The sequence below is a fragment of the Kitasatospora sp. NPDC086801 genome (genome assembly GCF_044745805.1).
Lineage (GTDB): Bacteria > Actinomycetota > Actinomycetes > Streptomycetales > Streptomycetaceae > Kitasatospora.
The window spans coordinates 333,034-348,824 of record NZ_JBIVAX010000004.1 but is presented as its reverse complement, the minus strand read 5'-3'; the positions used below and the strand labels follow the sequence as shown (position 1 = coordinate 348,824).

General features: G+C 72.8%; 13 protein-coding genes. 3 read left to right on the top strand and 10 right to left on the bottom strand.

Translation table 11 applies throughout. The features are described from left to right. Window positions 1–455: 455 nt before the first annotated feature. Window positions 456–1,727, bottom strand: coding sequence for a tyrosine--tRNA ligase (gene tyrS, locus ACIPLC_RS08470; RefSeq protein WP_400472188.1), 1,272 nt, complete (start codon window positions 1,725–1,727; stop codon window positions 456–458). 293 nt (window positions 1,728–2,020) lie between these two features. Between tyrS and ACIPLC_RS08465 the strand changes: the two genes are divergently transcribed. Next, the gene (locus tag ACIPLC_RS08465) at window positions 2,021–2,563 is read left to right on the top strand and encodes an HNH endonuclease (protein ID WP_350887581.1); all 543 of its coding nucleotides are present in this window, start codon (window positions 2,021–2,023) and stop codon (window positions 2,561–2,563) included. 97 nt (window positions 2,564–2,660) lie between these two features. Here the strand turns inward: ACIPLC_RS08465 and ACIPLC_RS08460 are convergent, their stop codons facing one another. The 6 genes from ACIPLC_RS08460 to ACIPLC_RS08435 all read right to left on the bottom strand — a co-directional run bounded on the left by ACIPLC_RS08460 (window position 2,661) and on the right by ACIPLC_RS08435 (window position 8,494). Beyond that, window positions 2,661–4,592, bottom strand: a complete 1,932-nt coding sequence (locus tag ACIPLC_RS08460) for a PQQ-binding-like beta-propeller repeat protein (RefSeq protein ID WP_400472172.1) — start codon at window positions 4,590–4,592, stop codon at window positions 2,661–2,663. A gap of 94 nt (window positions 4,593–4,686) precedes the next feature. Continuing rightward, window positions 4,687–4,992, bottom strand: coding sequence for a 4a-hydroxytetrahydrobiopterin dehydratase (locus ACIPLC_RS08455; RefSeq protein WP_400472171.1), 306 nt, complete (start codon window positions 4,990–4,992; stop codon window positions 4,687–4,689). Between the two features lie 163 nt (window positions 4,993–5,155). After that, the gene (locus ACIPLC_RS08450) at window positions 5,156–5,914 is read right to left on the bottom strand and encodes a sulfite exporter TauE/SafE family protein (RefSeq protein WP_400472170.1); all 759 of its coding nucleotides are present in this window, start codon (window positions 5,912–5,914) and stop codon (window positions 5,156–5,158) included. A gap of 176 nt (window positions 5,915–6,090) precedes the next feature. Next, window positions 6,091–7,140 carry an SPFH domain-containing protein gene (locus ACIPLC_RS08445; RefSeq protein ID WP_400472169.1) on the bottom strand — a complete coding sequence of 350 codons (1,050 nt, stop codon included), beginning with the start codon at window positions 7,138–7,140 and terminating at the stop codon, window positions 6,091–6,093. Between the two features lie 10 nt (window positions 7,141–7,150). Beyond that, window positions 7,151–7,561 carry an NfeD family protein gene (locus tag ACIPLC_RS08440; RefSeq protein WP_400472187.1) on the bottom strand — a complete coding sequence of 137 codons (411 nt, stop codon included), beginning with the start codon at window positions 7,559–7,561 and terminating at the stop codon, window positions 7,151–7,153. A 141-nt stretch (window positions 7,562–7,702) separates the two neighbouring features. After that, window positions 7,703–8,494, bottom strand: a complete 792-nt coding sequence (locus ACIPLC_RS08435; protein WP_063349636.1) for an ABC transporter ATP-binding protein — start codon at window positions 8,492–8,494, stop codon at window positions 7,703–7,705. A 148-nt stretch (window positions 8,495–8,642) separates the two neighbouring features. Between ACIPLC_RS08435 and ACIPLC_RS08430 the strand changes: the two genes are divergently transcribed. After that, complete coding sequence (locus tag ACIPLC_RS08430; protein ID WP_400472168.1) at window positions 8,643–9,446, top strand: hypothetical protein; 804 nt, start codon at window positions 8,643–8,645, stop codon at window positions 9,444–9,446. A gap of 60 nt (window positions 9,447–9,506) precedes the next feature. Here ACIPLC_RS08430 and ACIPLC_RS08425 read toward each other — a convergent pair whose 3' ends face one another. The 3 genes from ACIPLC_RS08425 to ACIPLC_RS08415 all read right to left on the bottom strand — a co-directional run bounded on the left by ACIPLC_RS08425 (window position 9,507) and on the right by ACIPLC_RS08415 (window position 14,170). Further along, window positions 9,507–10,184 carry a response regulator gene (locus ACIPLC_RS08425; RefSeq protein WP_400472167.1) on the bottom strand — a complete coding sequence of 226 codons (678 nt, stop codon included), beginning with the start codon at window positions 10,182–10,184 and terminating at the stop codon, window positions 9,507–9,509. Then, the gene (locus tag ACIPLC_RS08420) at window positions 10,177–11,334 is read right to left on the bottom strand and encodes a GAF domain-containing sensor histidine kinase (protein WP_400472186.1); all 1,158 of its coding nucleotides are present in this window, start codon (window positions 11,332–11,334) and stop codon (window positions 10,177–10,179) included. Before ACIPLC_RS08420 ends, ACIPLC_RS08425 begins: the two co-directional genes overlap by 8 nt. A 268-nt stretch (window positions 11,335–11,602) precedes the next feature. Then, the gene (locus tag ACIPLC_RS08415) at window positions 11,603–14,170 is read right to left on the bottom strand and encodes an FHA domain-containing protein (RefSeq protein WP_400472166.1); all 2,568 of its coding nucleotides are present in this window, start codon (window positions 14,168–14,170) and stop codon (window positions 11,603–11,605) included. A 212-nt stretch (window positions 14,171–14,382) separates the two neighbouring features. Between ACIPLC_RS08415 and serB the strand changes: the two genes are divergently transcribed. Then, window positions 14,383–15,639 (top strand): phosphoserine phosphatase SerB, encoded by a 1,257-nt coding sequence (gene serB / locus ACIPLC_RS08410; RefSeq protein ID WP_400472165.1) that lies wholly within the window; start codon window positions 14,383–14,385, stop codon window positions 15,637–15,639. Window positions 15,640–15,791 lie beyond the last annotated feature (152 nt).

Here is a 15,791-nt window from a genome sequence, read left to right as displayed (position 1 = left end):
ATCGAGGCCGGGGATGTCAACATATCTGGCGTTGACTTTTGGCACGCTGTTGAGTTCTCAAGGAACGGACACTTCCTTCAGGCCGCCTTCCAGCGGGCCCTCCGGGCGCTTCGTTCTTTCGTGTTCCCAGCTTACCAGATGTTTTCCGCTCCGTTTTCCGGAGTTTCATTCATCTGATTTCCCGAACTGGCCGGGGTCGCTTTCCGCAACGGCCTCCACATTAGCGCATTTCGGCTGTTACCCGAAATTCACGCTCACCACGGTTGACGGGAATGCCAACGAACCCATGTGAATGGGTATCGAGGTGAGAGTGGGTCTTGCAGAGTGGGGTGGCCGCAACAGCGACTCGTTCAACACTAGGCCACCCGGACGACATCGTCAAACACCGAGGGCGGGATCCGGCTGGATCCCGCCCTCGTTCGTCGAAGCCGCAGCTCAACGGCATCGTGTTTCGGTCACACCGTGGCCGGGGCCAGCTCCGCCGCCGCCAGGTTGCGCTTGCCGCGGCGCAGCACAAGCCAGCGGCCGTGCAGCAGGTCGGCCTCGGTCGGCACCGCTTCCTCGTCCGTCACCTTGACGTTGTTGAGGTAGGCGCCGCCCTCCTTGATCGTGCGGCGGGCGGCCGAACGGCTCGGCGCCAGACCGACGGCGACCAACAGGTCGACCACCGGCTGGAGTTCGGCCACCTCGGCCTTCGGGACCTCGGCCAGGGCGGCGGCCAGGGTCGGCGCCTCCAGGTCGGCGAGGTCGCCCTGGCCGAACAGCGCCTTGGACGCGGCGACCGCGCGCTCGTACTGCTCGGCGCCGTGGACGAGGGTGGTGAGCTCCTCGGCGAGGGCTCGCTGGGCGAGGCGGGCGGCGGGGCGCTCGGTGGTCTCGCGCTCCAGCTCCTCGATCTCCTCCTTCGAGCGGAAGCTGAAGATCCGCAGGAAGTTGGAGACGTCCCGGTCGTCCGCGTTCAGCCAGAACTGGTAGAAGGCGTACGGGGTGGTCAGCTCGGGGTCGAGCCAGACCGTGCCGGACTCGGTCTTGCCGAACTTGGTGCCGTCGGCCTTGACGATCAGCGGCGTGGCCAGCGCGTGCACGGACTTGCCGTCGGCCTTGCGGATCAGGTCCGTGCCGGCGGTCAGGTTGCCCCACTGGTCGCTGCCGCCGGTCTGCAGGGTGCAGCCGTAGCGGCGGTTCAGCTCCAGGTAGTCCATGCCCTGCAGGATCTGGTAGCTGAACTCGGTGTAGCTGATGCCCGCGTCGGAGTTGAGCCGTCGGGCGACGGCCTCCTTGGCGATCATGTTGTTGACGCGGAAGTACTTGCCCACGTCGCGCAGCAGGCTGATGGCCGACATCCCGGAGGTCCAGTCCAGGTTGTTGACCATGCGCGCCGCGTAGGGGCCCTCGAAGTCGAGGAAGCGCGAGATCTGGCCTCGCAGGCGCTCGACCCAGCCGGCCACCGTCTCGGGGTCGTTGAGGACGCGCTCGGCGGTGGGCTTCGGGTCACCGATCAGGCCCGTGGCGCCGCCGACCAGGCCGAGCGGGAGGTTCCCCGCCTGCTGGATGCGGCGCATGGTGAGGATCTGCACGAGGTTGCCGAGGTGCAGGCTGGGGGCCGTCGGGTCGAAGCCGCAATAGAACGTGACCGGGCCGTCCGCGAACGCCTTGCGCAGTGCGTCCTCGTCGGTGGACAGGGCGATCAGCCCCCGCCACCGCAGCTCGTCGACGATGTCCGTCACGGTCACGCTTCTCCTTCGATCGGGCGCCCGCCCGGTGGCGGCCCGGTTCTCCCGGACCCCGGGTCGGTACGACTCCAGCGTGGTAGAGCCTACGCGGTCGGGGCCAGCGGGTTTTCCCCGAGCGTCGTACCGCACTCCTCCCCCCGGCGCCTCCGAGCGCCTGCCCGATACCGGAAATTCCGTTGTTCGTCGGCTGTGTGCCCGTTCAGAGTGGTGTCACCGCCGTGCGGCGGCAGTGACGTGTGTGGAGACGGTCGTGCCGCCGTGGCACGCCCGCGGGAAGGGTGTGCCAAGTGCGCAACACGCTGGTTCTGAATGCGAGCTACGAGCCCCTGACGACGGTGTCGCTCCAGCGCGCCGTCGTCCTCGTGCTCCAGGACAAGGCGGTGGTGGAGCAGGCGCATCCGCTGCGCACGGTCCGGGGGACGGGTGTCAGCATCCCGGTGCCCCGGGTGATCAGACTGCAGCGCTACGTGAGAGTGCCGTTCCGACAACAGGCGCCGTGGTCGCGGCGGGGTGTCCTGGCCCGGGACCAGCACCTGTGCGCGTACTGCGGGCGGCGGGCCACCACAGTGGATCACCTGCAGCCCCGGTCGCGCGGTGGGGAGGACAGTTGGCTGAACACGGTGGCCGCGTGCCCGGAGGACAACCAGCGCAAGGCGGACCGGACACCTGAGCAGGCCGGGATGAGGCTGCTGCGCCGGCCGTTCGTGCCGACCCCACAGGCCACTCTGATGCTGGCGCTCGGCCTGCGCGGCTCGGAGGCCCGGGAGTTGGCCGACTGGCTGCCGGCCGTGCCGGGCCAGCCCGTTCCCGCAGCCGTCCCGGCGGCGTGAGCGGCTCTCCCGAGAACGCGAACGGCCGTTCCTGCGGCGTGGGCGGCCGTCCCGGCAGCGTGAGCGTCGCTCGCGGCGGCGAGCGACGCGGCCGGGGCTAGCCCTTCGCCTGGTAGCCCGCCGCCGTACCGTAGTTGGCCGAGTGCTCGGGCATCACGACCACCCGCCCGCCGCCGATCAGTACCCGCCCGGAGACCAGCAGCGAGCCGGTGCCCTGCGGGAAGTTGCCGCCGATCGTCTCCTGGCCGCCGGCCAGCGGGAACCGGCTGAGGCGGGCGGGCTGGTCGCGGCGCTCGTCGGCGGCGAGCACCAGCGCGCCACCGTCGACGCCGACCGCCCGGACGGTGCCCTTGGCGGCGGTCGGCGCCTTCCAGCTCTGCTTGCCGGTGTCGAGGTCGTAGCCGACCGCCGAGACCGGTCCGCCGCCGTTCGCCGGGACGAGCGTGGTGACCATCGTGCGGTTCTGGAAGAACACCTCGGGAGTGGCCGCGAACGTGCCGTGGGCGACATCCAGCCGGCCGCCGTCGCCGACCACCGGGATCTCGGCGGCCGGGTCGCCGCCCGCTCCCCAGGCGAACACCCGGTCGTCCTCCGGCTTCTCGCCCGTGGTGAGGACGACGGACGGCTCGGCGGACAGCACGGTCACCGTCTTCGGCCGGTTGTTCAGGCCGCGCCACCAATTGACCTTGCCGTCCGCCGTGTTCAGCGCGACGGCCTGGTCGGCGGGGGTCGAGTCGGCGCAGGAGGAGGCGACCAGCACGGTCTTGCCGGTGACACCACCGGACAGGGTGCAGAACTTGCCCTGCCCGGTGTACTGCCAGACGTCCTTGCCGTCCGCGGACTCCCAGGCGACCGCCCGGTCGTCGCCGACCGCGATCACCTTGTCCTCGGTGACGCCGATCCGCGCGCCGTACGCGCCCTTGACGTCCGAGAGGCTCTTCGTCCACGCGGTCTTGCCGGTCTTGGTGTCCACGGCGGCGACCAGCGTGCACGGGCTCTTCGGGTCGGCCTGGGCCCGGAACAGCACCGCGCCCAGCCCGGCCTGGTTGACCCCCGCCGACAGCCCGCACGGGACGGCCCCGGCGGCCGGCGGCTCGACCGACCAGACGGGCTTGCCGGCCGCCAGGTCGTAGGCCCGCACGCCGGCGGCGTCGGCGCGGACCACCGCGTCGGCCAGCAGCCAGCTGCCGACCAGCGTGTCATCGCCCGACGGCCCGGCCGCGGCGGGCTGGGCGGACCACACCCTGATGTGCGCGACGGCGAACCCGGGCTCCCCGCCGCTGGTCGCGGACGCGCTGCCGCCCCCCTCGGCCCCGACCATCAGACCGGCCGCGACCAGCACGCCCAGCGCGGCCACCCCGGCGCCGGTGCGCACCAGCAGGGTCCGCCGGTTGGGCACGTGCTCGCCGGTGAGCACCGCCCCGGCTGCGGCCCGGGCCTTGGCCGAGAGCGACGAACCCGTCTGCGAGGAGCCCGTCTGCGAGGGCCCGCCCCGGCGGGCGGCAGCCCGCGACGGCGCGACGGGCGCGGCCTCGGGCGCCGTGTCCGGCTCGGGCTCGGGCTCCGGCTCCGTGGGCGGCTCCACCGGAACGGGGCCGGCGTCCTCGATGTGCACGTACCCGTCGGCCGAGTACTCCGCCCCCGCCGGGACGTACAGCCCCTCCCCGGCGGGCTGCTGCGGGACGGCGTACGGCGCGTACTGCTGCTGCCCGTAGTCCGGGTGCGGGTGGTACGGCTGGTACTGCCCCTCGGCGTAGCCGCCCTGCACGTAGCCGGTCTGCCCGTACTGCGGGTCCTGCCCGTACTGCGGGCCCTGCCCGTACTGCGGGTCCTGCGGCGCGTACGGCAGGTCCTGCGGGTACCCGCCCTGCGCGTACCCGCCCTGGCCGTAGCCCGCCGTCGTCTGCCAGTACTCCTGCGGCTGGGGCTCCGGTGGCTGCGGCTCCTGGTGGCCGCCGCCCGGCCAGGCCTGCTGGCCCTGGGGGTACCACGGCTGCTGCTGGGCGTCTCCGAAGGGCTCCTGCGCCATCCGTTCCCGTCCCTCCCGAGCCGCCTGCCGATGCGGCAGTCAGCATCTCACGCCCGTCCGAGCGCGCCGCCCCGGCCTCGGTCGACCGGGGAGGTCAGCCCGCGGACTCGGCGTGCAGCGCCTCGTCGATGCGGGCGGCCAGGGTGAAGTCCGGGCCGGTGAGCCCGCCCGCGCTGTGGGTGGAGAGGACGAAGCGCAGGGTGCGCCAGCGGATGTCGACGTCGGGGTGGTGGTCGAGCGCCTCGGCCTGCTCGGCGACGGCGACGACCACCCGGATCGCCGCCGGGAAGTCGGGGGCGTCGGCGGTGCGGACGATGCTGTCGCCCTCCCTGGTCCACCGCGGCAGTGCGGCCAGGGCCGCCGTGATCTCGTCCTCGCTCAGCCGTGCCCTGCTGCTCATCGAAGCTCTTCCGTTCGTCGTCTCGTCGTCCGGTCAGGCGTGCACTCCGAGGAACATACCGAGCCGGGGCCCGCCACCCGGGACGACACAGCCGCCGACGGACGGCTCTCCGACGGGCCGCCCCCGACGGACAACTCCCCCACGGGCACCCCCTGGCGGATGCTCAGCTCAGCAGCAGCTTGGTGACCGCGGCGAGGCCGACCACCACGATGATCCCGCGCAGCGCGGTCGGCGGCAGGCGGCGGCCGACCTTGGCGCCGAGCAGGCCGCCGACCAGCGAACCCGCCGCGATCAGGCCGGCGGCCGCCCAGTTGACGGTGGAGGTGAACAGGAAGAACAGCGCGGCGACGCCGTTGACGACCATCGCCAGGGCGTTCTTGACGGCGTTGATCCGCTGCAGGTCCTCCTGGAGCAGCATGCCCATGAGCGCCAGCAGCAGGACGCCCTGCGCGGCGCCGAAGTAGCCGCCGTAGATGCCGGTGAGGAAGACGCCGACGAACAGCAGCAGGCCACCGTCCGGGTCCCCGTCGGGGCGGCGGCGGGCGGCGACCGCCTTGGCGACCCTGGGCTGGATCACCACCAGGACGAGGGCGAGCAGGATCAGTACCGGGACGATCGCGTCGAAGGCGCCCTTCGGCAGTCTGATCAGCAGCAGCGCGCCGACCAGTCCGCCGAGCAGCGAGGCGGTGCCCAGACGCAGCAGCCGGTGGCCCTGGCCGGCCAGCTCGCGGCGGTAGCCGATCACGCCGCTGAGCGAACCGGGCACCAGGCCGAAGGTGTTGGAGACGTTGGCGGTGATCGGCGGAATCCCGATGGCGAGCAGCACCGGGAACGTGATCAGCGTGCCGGAGCCGACGATCACGTTGATCATCCCGGCACCGACGCCCGCCACCAGGACGGCGATGCCCTCCCAGAGCGTCATGGGTCACCTCTCCTCTCGGTCCTGTCCGGAGGGATCATGCCGGACGGCCCACCGGCCGGACCAGGGCCGCCCACGATTCGGGACGCACACCACGACCGCCGCACGCCACGACCCCCACACGCCGGGGGCCCGCCACCGTGCGGTGGCGGGCCCCCGGGCCGGACGGGTTCAGCCGGTCACTCCGGGTCGATCTTGCGGTACTCGCGGGCCGGGTCCACCCGGGGGCGCGCGGCGCCCTTCTCGGTGTCCACCGGACGCGGGCCGGCCGCCGGGTCGAGCGGCACCTGGGTGGCCGCGGGGGCCGCCGGCGGGACGCTCGGGGCGGCGACCGCGCCGCCGTTGGCGCCGCCGTTGCCGGTCAGCCCGCCGAAGGCGCCGCCGAGGCCCTTGAGGGCGTCGCCGACCTCGCTGGGGATGATCCAGAGCTTGTTGGAGTCGCCCTTGGCCAGCTCGGGCAGGGTCTGCAGGTACTGGTAGGCGAGCAGCTTCTGGTCGGCGTCGCCGTCGTGGATGGCCTCGAAGACCGTCCGGATCGCGGCCGCCTCACCGTCGGCGCGCAGCACCGCGGCCTGCGCCTCACCCTCGGCCCGGAGCACGTCGGCCTGCTTCTCACCCTCGGCCTTGAGGATCTGGGCCTGCCGCTGGCCCTCGGCGGTGAGGATCGCGGCGCGCTTGTCACGGTCGGCACGCATCTGCTTCTCCATCGAGTCCTGGATGGAGGTGGGCGGCTCGATCGCCTTCAGTTCGACGCGGTTGACCCGGATGCCCCACTTGCCGGTGGCCTCGTCCAGGACGCCGCGCAGACCGGCGTTGATGACCTCGCGCGAGGTCAGGGTGGATTCGAGGTCCATCGAGCCGATGATGTTGCGCAGCGTGGTGACGGTCAGCTGCTCGATGGCCTGGATGTAGCTGGCGACCTCGTAGGTGGCCGCGCGCGGGTCGGTGACCTGGTAGTAGATCACCGTGTCGATGTTGACCACCAGGTTGTCCTGGGTGATCACCGGCTGCGGCGGGAACGGCACGACCTGCTCGCGCAGGTCGATCCGGTTGCGGACCCGGTCGATGAACGGGACGACGATGTTCAGGCCTGCGTTGAGCGTCCGGGTGTAGCGGCCGAAGCGCTCCACGATCGCGGCGCTGGCCTGCGGGATGACCTGGATCGTCTTGATCAGCGCGATGAAGGCCACCACGACCAGGACGACCAAAACGATAAGGACGGGTTCCACGGACTCTCCCCTAGACGACCAGGGCGGTCGCGCCCTGGATTTCGACGACGTCGACCTGCTGCCCCGGTTGGTACACGCTGTCCGGGTGGAGCGCACGGGCCGACCAGATCTCGCCGTTCAGCTTGATCCGTCCGCCCTCCCCGTCGACGGTTTCCGCGACGACCGCGGTGGCGCCCTGGAGCGCCTCGATGCCCATCTTGATGTGCGGGCCCTGCCGCAGTTGCCGGTAGGCGATCGGGCGGACGAAGACCAGCAGCGAGACCGAGACCCCGATGCAGGCCAGGGTCTGCCAGACCGCGCCCCCACCCAGCCCGGCCACGCCGGCGGCCGCCAGCGCACCGACCGCGAACATGGCGAACTCCGGCATCGCGGTCAGCACCAGCGGTATGCCGAGCCCGACGGCGGCCAGGAGCCACCAGATCCAGCTGTCCACGTGTCCATCCTAGGGAGCGAAGGGCCTTCGAGGCGGACAGTTCCCGCAGGTCGAGGGGCGGAAACCGGTCGCGCGTGCGACCGGTCCCCGGAAACCCGACGGACGCCGGCGTGCGAGGTGCGGACGGGCTCAGCCCAGCGGCAGGCCCTGCGCGGACCAGCGGTCCCCGTGGCGCTCCAGGGTGAGCGGCAGGCCGAAGCACTTGGAGAGGTTGCGGGCGGTCAGCTCGGTGTCGATCGGACCGGCGGTGAGCACCTTGCCCTGGCGGATCATCAGGACGTGGGTGAAGCCCGGCGCGATCTCCTCGACGTGGTGGGTGACCATCGCCATGGCCGGGGCGAACTCGTCCTGGGCGAGCGCGCCGAGCCGGCGGACCAGGTCCTCGCGGCCACCGAGGTCCAGGCCGGCCGCGGGCTCGTCGAGCAGCAGCAGCTCGGGGTCGGTCATCAGGGCGCGGGCGATCAGGGTGCGCTTGCGCTCGCCCTCGGAGAGGGTGCCGAACTTGCGGCCGGTGAGGTTGGACATGCCCATCCGGTCCAGCAGCGCGAGCGCGCGGGACTCGTCGAACTGCTCGTAGGTCTCCTGCCAGCTGACCGTCATGCCGTAGGCGGCGGTCAGCACGGTCTGCAGCACCGTCTGCTCGGCCGGCAGCTTGTCGAACATGGCGGCGCCGGCCAGGCCGATCCGGGAGCGCAGCTCGAAGACGTCGACCTCGCCCAGCTTCTCGCCCAGCACCGACACCTTGCCCGCGGTCGGGAACAGGTAGGTGGCGGCGATCTGCAGCAGGGTGGTCTTCCCGGCGCCGTTGGGGCCCAGGATGACCCAGCGCTCCCCCTCGGAGATGGACCACGAGACCTGGTCGACCAGCGCGCGCCCCTCCCGGACCACGGATACGTCCACCAGCTCCAGCACGTCGCTCATGCCTACGCCTTCCCCAATACAAGAATCTCGGCCGTCGGTGCGGGCGGCGAGCCTACTCCGGCAGCCGGTGGGCACGGGGTGGGTGCGCCGCACACGCATGGGCAAACCTACGCCACGCGGATGACCGCCGATTCCGTAGGCTGGCCGGATGCTCGCGACTCCTCCCGACAATCCGTACGAAGAACCCCGTTCGGGGCGGCTGACCGCGTGGGGCAACGCCCTGCTGGCCGGTCTGGTGCCGCCGGACAACGCCGCCGCGGCCGTGCTGGGCGACGACGAGAGCCACCGGGTGACCGGGCTGCCCGGCGACGGGCCGGGCGAACGGCACGGCCTCACCTGGGCGCTGGGGCGGCTCCGGGTGCTCGGGGTGAAGGGCCTGCGGCTGGCGCTGCCGTCCGCCGGGCATCCGCTGGGACTGACCGGCCCGGCGCCGTTCAACGAGCGGGCGCTGGGCGTCGGCGAGGCGGTGCTGGCGGTGGGCGTCCCGCTCGGACTGGTGCCGGAGGTGGAGGTGTTCGGCCCGGCCGGGGACCGCTCGGCCATGGTGCTGTGGCACTGCTTTGAGACCAACGACACACCGCCGGCCGACGTCCCGTCGCTGCACGAGGCCGAACGGGAGCTGGCCGACGGGCTGCGTGAGGCGACCCTCCTGCTGACCCGGCTGGACGTGGCGGGTGCCGGGCCGGAGGCGCTGCGGGCCCTGGAGGCGTACCGCCGGCGCGGGCACGCCGAGCTGCTGGCGCCCGGGTACCCGCCGCGCGCGGTGCGGGTGCTGGAGTCGGCCCGGCAGGTGTCGGCGCTGCTGGAGATCGCCGCGGGCGGGCACGGCGCGGCGGTCAGCGCCTCCGAGATGGCGGCGCGGCAGGCGGTGCTGGCGCCGCTGCGGCGCACCGCCCGGCGGGCGCAGGTGGCGGCGTACAACGCGCTGGTCGACGAGCGCGAGGACCGCTGAGCACGCGGACTGCAAGAAGGACGGACCGCTGAGCACGAGGCCCGCTGAGCACGCGGGCCGTCAGGACGGACCGCCGTCCCGCGCCTCGCCGTTGCGGACGGCCCACAGGGCCGCCTGGGTGCGGTCCGCCAGGTCCAGCTTCATCAGGATGTTGGAGACGTGGGTCTTCACCGTCTTCTCCGACAGGTGCAGGCTGCGGGCGATCTCCCGGTTGGAGCGGCCGTCGGCGATGTGGCCGAGGACCTCGCGCTCGCGTTCGGTGAGGGTGCCGCCGCGGCCCTGCGGGGCGCGCGGGCCGTCGTCGGCGAGCAGCGCCGCGGCCAGTTCGGGCTGGAGCAGGACGTGGCCGGCGTGCACCGAGCGGATCGCGCCGGCCAGCGCCTCCGGGTCGACGTCCTTGTAGACGTACCCGGCGGCGCCGGCCCGCAGCGCGGGGACCATCGTGCGGTGCTCGGTGAAGCTGGTGACGATCAGGATCCGGGCCCGGCTGCCCTCGCCCTTGAGCGTGCGCAGCGCCTCGATGCCGTCGACGCCGGGCATCTTGAGGTCCATCAGGACGACGTCGGGGTCGAGTTCGCGGGCGCGCTCGACGCCCTCCGCCCCGTCGGCGGCCTCCCCGACCACCTCGATGTCGTCCTGGACCTCCAGGAACGTGCGCAGCCCGCGGCGGACCACCTGGTGGTCGTCGACCAGCAGGACGCGGATCGACGGCGTGCTGTCGGGCGTGCGGTCAGGCACCGGGGACCTCCATCTCGACGAGCGTCCCCCGGCCGGGGGCGGACTCCAGGGTGAGCGTGCCGCCGACGGCGGCCGCGCGGTCGCGCATCGAGGCCAGGCCGAGGTGGCGCCCGGCCCGGCGGACGGACTCGGGGTCGAAGCCGTGCCCGTCGTCGCGCACCCGCAGCACGGCGCCGCGCGCGGGCGTGCCGGCCAGGGTGACGGTGACGCGGCCGGCACCGGAGTGGCGCAGCGCGTTGTGCAGCGCCTCCTGGGCGACCCGCAGCAGCGCGGCCTCCTGCGCGGGCGGCAGGGCGCGGACGCCGTCGGCGGCGAAGGCGACATCCGCGGTGTGGGCCCGGTCGAGGACCTGCACCTGGGAGGCGAGGGTCGCGCTCAGGCCGTCCTCCTCCAGGGCGGCGGGGCGCAGTTCGACGACGACGGCGCGCAGTTCGTCGGCGGCCTCGGCGGCGAGCCGGGCGACCTCGGCGAGTTCGGCGCGGGCCCGGGCCGGGTCGCGGTCGACGAGCGTGGCGGCGGCCTTGGCGGTGAGCCGCAGCGAGAAGAGCTTCTGCGAGACGGCGTCGTGCAGGTCGTGGGCGATCCGGGCGCGTTCGCCGGCCAGGGTGAGTTCGCGGCTGCGCTCGTACAGGCGGGCGTTGGAGAGGGCGAGGGCGGCGTGCGCGGCGAGTATCCGCAGCAGTTCCTCGTCGTGGTCGGTGAACAGGCCGCCGCCGCGCTTGTTGGCGAGGAAGATGACGCCGGTGACCTGCGGTTCGTCCTCGGCGGCCTCGGCGTCCAGGATGGGCATGCCGAGGAAGGCGTCCATCTCGGGGTGGGCGGCCGGCCAGCCGCCGAAGGCCGGGGCCCTGCGGACGTCGGCGAGCCGGGTGGGGCCGGTCTCGTGCAGCATCTTGGCGAGGACGCCGTGCTGGCGGGGCAGCGGGCCGATCGCCCGCCACTGCTCGTCGGTGACGCCGTCGACGACGAACTGGGCGAAGCCGCCGTGGTCGTCGGGCACGCCCAGGGCCGCGTACTCGGCGCCGAGCAGGTCGCGGGCGGAGGCGGTGATGCGGCGCAGCACCTCGCGGACCTCCAGGTGCCGGCTCATCGCGAGCAGCGCCTGGCTGACCGCCTCGATGCCGGCCAGGCAGGGGTCGCAACCGGGCATCGGGCGGGCCGGGCCGCGCAGGTCGAGGTGCGGGCCGGCCGGGCTCCGGTGGTCGCGGGGAGTGCTGGGCATACCGCCAAACTACCGCCGCCGTGAGGGCTGCCGCGTCGGTCCGCGGCCGGGGTGGGCGCAGGTCCGGGGACCTAGGTCCGTCCGGGGCTCCGGGCCCTTCGCAACGGCCGAGGGGCGGCTCTCCGGTACGGGAGAGCCGCCCCTCGGCGGGCGGGGCGAAGCGGGGGGGTGAAGGGGGGTGAAGGGGGGAAGGGGGTCAGCCCTTCTGCATGACCTCGGGCTCGTGGCGGCGCTGGAGCCGGGTCACGATGACGCCGATGACGATCGAGATCGCGATCAGCGCGCCCGCGTCGATCGCCCACTGGGCGACGCTGTCGGTCCACAGCGGGTCGTACTCGGGGTTCTGGAAGTCCTTGTTCCAGGGGCCCATGAGCTTGGACAGGTCCAGTGTGGTGGCCACGATGCCGGTGCCCCAGCGGGCCGGCATCAGCCAGGCGGCCTGCTCCAGGCCGGGCTTGCCGAAGATCTGGAACAGGCAGCCGGTGAAGACGACCTGGATGATGGCGAACATGACCAGCAGCGGCATGGTCTTCTCGGCTGTCTTGACCAGGGCCGAGATCATCAGGCCGAACATCATCGCGGTGAAGCTGAGCAGGATCATGCCGATGGTCATCTCGATGATCGGCAGGTTCGCGACGATCAGGCCGTGCTCGGGGAGCTTGCGCGGCAGGAAGCCGACGGCGGCGACGATGGCGCCCTGGATCACGCTGAAGAAGCCCAGCACGATGATCTTGGACATCATGTACGCCGAGCGGGAGAGCCCGGTGGCCCGTTCCCGCTCGTAGATGGCCCGTTCCTTGATCAGCTCGCGGACCGAGTTGGCCGCCCCGGAGAAGCAGGCCCCGATCGCCAGGATCATGATGATCGTCGCGGCGCCGCTGTTGAGGTGGAGCTGCGTGTTCGGGTTGGGCGCGAGGCCCGCCCCGTTCGGGACCAGCACGCTGACCGCGCCGATGACGGCGGGCAGCAGCACCGACAGCGCCAGGAAGCCGCGGTCCGAGGCGAGGACCGACATGTAGCGGCGCATCAGCGTCCACAGCTGGGAGCCCCAGCTCTGCGGCTTCGGCGGCCGGACGGCCTCCTGGGCGACCTGGGCGTGCTGCACCTCGCCCGACTCCACGTCGGGGGCGGAGTACTGCTGGTAGTGCACCGAGCCGCGGTAGCGGCCGGCCCAGTCGTGGTCCGGGTAGTTCTCGAAGGCCTGGAAGACGTCCGCCCAGGTCTCGTACCCGAAGAAGTGCAGCGCCTCGTCCGGCGGGCCGAAGTAGGCCACCGCGCCGCCCGGCGCCATCACCAGCAGCCGGTCGCAGAGCGCGAGTTCGGCCACCGAGTGGGTGACGACCAGGATGGTGCGGCCGTCGTCGGCGAGGCCGCGCAGCATCTGCATGACCTCGCGGTCCATGCCCGGGTCCAGGCCCGAGGTGGGCTCGTCCAGGAAGATCAGCGACGGCTTGGTGAGCAGTTCCAGGGCGACCGAGACGCGCTTCTGCTGGCCGCCGGAGAGCGCGGTGATCTTGTTGTCGGCACGCTTGTCCAGGCGCAGCTCGTACAGCACCTCGTCGATCCGGGCCGCGCGCTCGCGCGCCTCGGTGTCGCCGGGGAAGCGCAGCTGGGCCGCGTACTTGAGGCCGGTGCGGACGGTGAGTTCCTTGTGCAGGATCTCGGACTGCGGCACCAGGCCGATGCGCGAGCGGAGCTCGGCGAACTGCTTGTAGAGGTTGCGGCCGTCGTACAGGACCTCGCCGCGGTCGGCCGGGCGGTAGCCGGTGAGGGCGCGCAGCAGGGTCGACTTGCCGGAGCCGGACGGGCCGATGACGGCGACCAGGGACTTCTCCGGGACGCCGAAGCTGACGTCGTCGAGCAGGATCTTCTTGGCGCCCTTGTGCTCGACCTCGACGGTCAGGTGGCGGGCGGAGAAGGAGACCGCGCCGGTGTCGACGAACTCCTGCAGCTGGTCGCCGACCAGGACGAAGCTGGAGTGGCCGACGGTCAGCCGGTCCTGCGGGCCCATCAGCTGGCGCTGCACCCGCTGGCCGTTGAGGAAGATCCCGTTGTGGCTGCCGAGGTCGACGATCTCGTAGCGGCCGTCCTGGAGTTGGCGCAGCTCGGCGTGGTGGCGGGAGACCTGGAGGTCGGAGACCACGACGTCGTTGTCGAGCGCGCGGCCGATCCGGACGGTGCGCATGGCGGCGGTCAGGTTGCGGATGATCGTCGGCTGCGGGCCGCCGTCGTCCTGCGGGGCGGGCGGGAAGGCCTGCTGCTGCGGGAAGCCGCCCTGCTGGGGCGGGTGCGGCTGTTGCTGCTGCGGGAACGGCGGCTGGGGCCGGCCCGCCCAGGCCTGCTCGGGCTGCGGCGGGTAGGGGGCCTGCGGCGCCCAGCCCTGCTGCGGGGCCGACGGCTGGGGCGTCGGCGCGGCGCTGCGGCTGGTGGCGGCCTCGTGCCAGGCGGGAGCCTGGGGGGCGGCGGCGTGGGCGGGCGCGGAGAATCCGAGCCGGGGTCCGTTCTCCGGGTTGCCGAGGTTGACGACGGCGCCGGGGAACAGCTGGGCCTGCATCGTCCGGGCGGAGGCCACGTAGGTGCCGTTGGTGCTGCCGTGGTCGTCCAGCTGCCAACCGCTGCCGTTGAAGGTGATGGTCCCGTGGTGCCAGGAGACCCTGGCGTCGTCGAACGGGAAGTCCGACTGCGGGTTGCGCCCGATGGTGTAGGACCGCCCGGGCTCCAGAGTCCGCTGCTGTCCGTTGATCTCGATGACGAGTTGCGGCACTGCTCGCCTGCCCCGCTCTCTCGGTTCCCCCGAATTGTGCCCCCGACCAGGGGTGCGATGTTTCCGAAACTGACGGGGGGAATCATTCCAGCCTGCTGACCGCCGATAAAAGTCACCCCGGGTGACTGTGACCAGGCTGCTACCCGGCACCCGTCCGCGACGTGGGACGGGTGCTCTGGGCCCGCCGGCCGGCGGGTAGCGTGGGAGACACCATGAACGCATCGCCCCTGGCCGCTGAGCCCCTCCCCGCCGCCCAGCCCCGGACCGCGGACGAGCGCACCCTGCTCGTCAAGGTGTTCGGCAAGGACCGCCCCGGCATCACCGCCGGCCTCTTCGCCACCCTGGCCGGCTTCGCCGTCGACGTGATCGACATCGAACAGGTCGTGACCCGTGGCCGCATCACGCTCTGCGCACTGGTCACCCCGCCCACCGCCCCCGGCGCCGAGGGCGGGCTGCGGGCCACCGTGCACCGCTGGGCGGAGGAACAGAAGCTCCAGGCCGAGATCCTCTCCGGCATCGGCGACAACCGGCCGCGCCGCGAGGGCCGTTCGCACGTCACCGTGCTCGGCCATCCGCTGACCTCCGCCGCCGTCTCCGCGCTCACCTCCAGGATCACCGCGGCGGGCGGCAACATCGACCGTGTGTTCCGGCTCGCCAAGTACCCGGTGACGGCGGTCGAGCTGGCCGTGTCCGGTGTGGCCACCGACGAGCTGCGGGCCGAGCTGGCCCCGGAGGCGGCCACCCAGCGGGTGGACGTCGCGGTGGTCGCGGCCGGGCTGGAGCGCCGGGCCAAGCGCCTGGTGGTGATGGACGTCGACTCCACGCTCATCCAGGACGAGGTGATCGAGCTGTTCGCGGCCCACGCGGGCTGTGAGGAGGAGGTCGCCGAGGTGACGGCGCAGGCGATGCGCGGCGAGCTGGACTTCGCCGAGTCGCTGCGGGCCCGGGTCGCGCTGCTGGCCGGGCTGGACGCCTCGGTGACCGAGAAGGTGCGCGCGGAGGTCCGGTTCACGCCGGGGGCGCGCACCCTGATCCGCACCCTCCAGCGGCTGGGCTTCCAGGTCGCGGTGGTGTCGGGCGGGTTCACCCAGGTCACCGACCACCTGGTCGAGGAGCTGGGGCTGGACTTCGCGGCCGCCAACACCCTGGAGGTGGCGGACGGCAGGTTCACCGGGCGGGTGGTCGGCGAGATCGTGGACCGCGCGGGCAAGGCCCGCTGGCTGGCCCGGTTCGCCGAGCAGGCGAAGGTGCCGCTGTCGCAGACGGTGGCGATCGGCGACGGCGCCAACGACCTGGACATGCTGAACGCGGCCGGGCTGGGCGTGGCGTTCAACGCCAAGCCGGTGGTGCGCGAGGCCGCCGACACCGCCGTCAACGTGCCGTTCCTGGACACCGTGCTGTACCTGCTGGGCATCACCCGTGAGGAGGTCGAGGCGGCCGACGCGGTGGACGGCAGCCTGACCGAGTAAGGCCTGAAGACGTACGAGAGGGGCGGGGGGGCGCGGGGCCCCCCCCCCCCCGGGGGGGGGGGGGGCGGGCGGCCGGGCCCCGGGGGGGGCGCCCGGGGGGGCGCCAGGCGGCGGGGCAGCGGCGGGTTGTTCGCTGACACCGCCCCCCGACC

Excerpts from the sequence above, each read along its gene's own strand:
- ACIPLC_RS08460 (WP_400472172.1), bottom strand. The coding sequence starts at position 4,592 with ATGGCGCAGGAGCCCTTCGGAGACGCCCAGCAGCAGCCGTGGTACCCC.
- ACIPLC_RS08455 (WP_400472171.1), bottom strand. The coding sequence starts at position 4,992 with ATGAGCAGCAGGGCACGGCTGAGCGAGGACGAGATCACGGCGGCCCTG.
- ACIPLC_RS08450 (WP_400472170.1), bottom strand. The coding sequence starts at position 5,914 with ATGACGCTCTGGGAGGGCATCGCCGTCCTGGTGGCGGGCGTCGGTGCC.
- ACIPLC_RS08435 (WP_063349636.1), bottom strand. The coding sequence starts at position 8,494 with ATGAGCGACGTGCTGGAGCTGGTGGACGTATCCGTGGTCCGGGAGGGG.
- ACIPLC_RS08430 (WP_400472168.1), top strand. The coding sequence starts at position 8,643 with ATGCTCGCGACTCCTCCCGACAATCCGTACGAAGAACCCCGTTCGGGG.
- ACIPLC_RS08420 (WP_400472186.1), bottom strand. The coding sequence starts at position 11,334 with ATGCCCGGTTGCGACCCCTGCCTGGCCGGCATCGAGGCGGTCAGCCAG.
- serB (WP_400472165.1), top strand. The coding sequence starts at position 14,383 with ATGAACGCATCGCCCCTGGCCGCTGAGCCCCTCCCCGCCGCCCAGCCC.